This is a genomic window from Streptomyces sp. NPDC050619 (assembly GCF_040654815.1).
Classification (GTDB): domain Bacteria; phylum Actinomycetota; class Actinomycetes; order Streptomycetales; family Streptomycetaceae; genus Streptomyces.
Genome location: NZ_JBFAIR010000179.1, coordinates 1 through 1123 on the forward strand (window position 1 = coordinate 1; position 1123 = coordinate 1123).

Consider the following 1123-nt stretch of genomic DNA (forward strand, 5'->3'; position numbering starts at 1 on the left):
GGTGAGGGGGCGCAGTCGCTCGGGGTCGGGCCGGTCGCCGACGATGTATTCCTCCTTCACGGCGGCCTGCAGCACGCGGCCGAAGACAAGGGTGGAATTGCCCATGCGCAGGGTGGTGTGCGAGCGGCATTCCAGCACGACGGGGGAGGCGGCCACCCTGGCCGGGCGGACCCGCAGACTGGGCTCGCGTTCGATGCCGGCGTGGTCGAATTCGCTGACGGTCCGGGGGAAGTCGGTGGCCGTCGTGTTGATCATGTGCAGCAACGACTCCGACGAGAAGTTGACGACGAACTCCCCCGTCTCCTCCACGTTGCGCAGCGAGTCCTTGCGGCCGATGGAGGTGAACTGGACGATCGGCGGTTCGGTGCTGGCGATGCTGAAGAAGGAGTGCGGAGCCAGGTTCTCGGTGGCACCGTCGGGGGTGATGGTGGACACCCAGGCGATGGGGCGCGGAATGACGACAGAAGTCATGAATCTGTAGAAGCTGGCGCTACTCATGACTTCCGGGTCGAACTCGACGCGCATGCGCCCAGTATCCAATGCTGTCGTGAACGTCCCTCACCGAAACGCCGAAGCGTCCCGGTGGGCGAAGTGGAGGATGGCGGGGGCGGCTGCGAGCCTGTCCAGGCCGAGAATGGTCCCCACGCACAACACGACCCACGCCGAAAGGGTGATCAGTCCGCTTTCGACTCCGTCGTTGTGGAAGTACGCCAGGCCGTTGAGCGCCCGTACTCCGACGCCGGGTGGCATCACCGAGGCCATCGGCTGCAGCCAGCCCGGCAGGAACGACGGGGGCAGAACTCCGCCACTGGTTGCGTTGCCCATCACCAGCATGAAGATCGACCCCAGGGGGACGCCGAGCGGTCCGAAGAGCCGAATCAGCAGGACGGTCGCCGCCGCCACGGCGCCCGACATCAGTGCGACGATGCCTGCGATGCCCAGCACGGGCCCTGGGATGGCGCCGAAGGCCGACCCCGCGATGAGTGCTGTGGCCAGACCTCCGGCCACGGCGAAGAGCGTGAGGCTGCCCATGCGCTGGCCGAAGGGGAGGCGTGGTGCCACCTGGTAGGTCATCTGGCCGAAGAGGAAGCCTGCGAGGACCAGGCCGAAGGAGGCGTAGAAG

General features: G+C 67.0%; 1 protein-coding gene and 1 pseudogene. Both read right to left on the reverse strand.

Going from position 1 to position 1123, the window contains the following annotated elements:
* The coding region (locus AB0I77_RS53855; RefSeq protein ID WP_363290378.1) for a flavin reductase family protein at positions 1 to 525 on the reverse strand (525 nt) is incomplete at its 3' end.
* A 33-nt stretch (positions 526 to 558) separates the two neighbouring features.
* Positions 559 to 1123, reverse strand: a pseudogene (locus AB0I77_RS53860) (hypothetical protein); the annotation flags it as partial.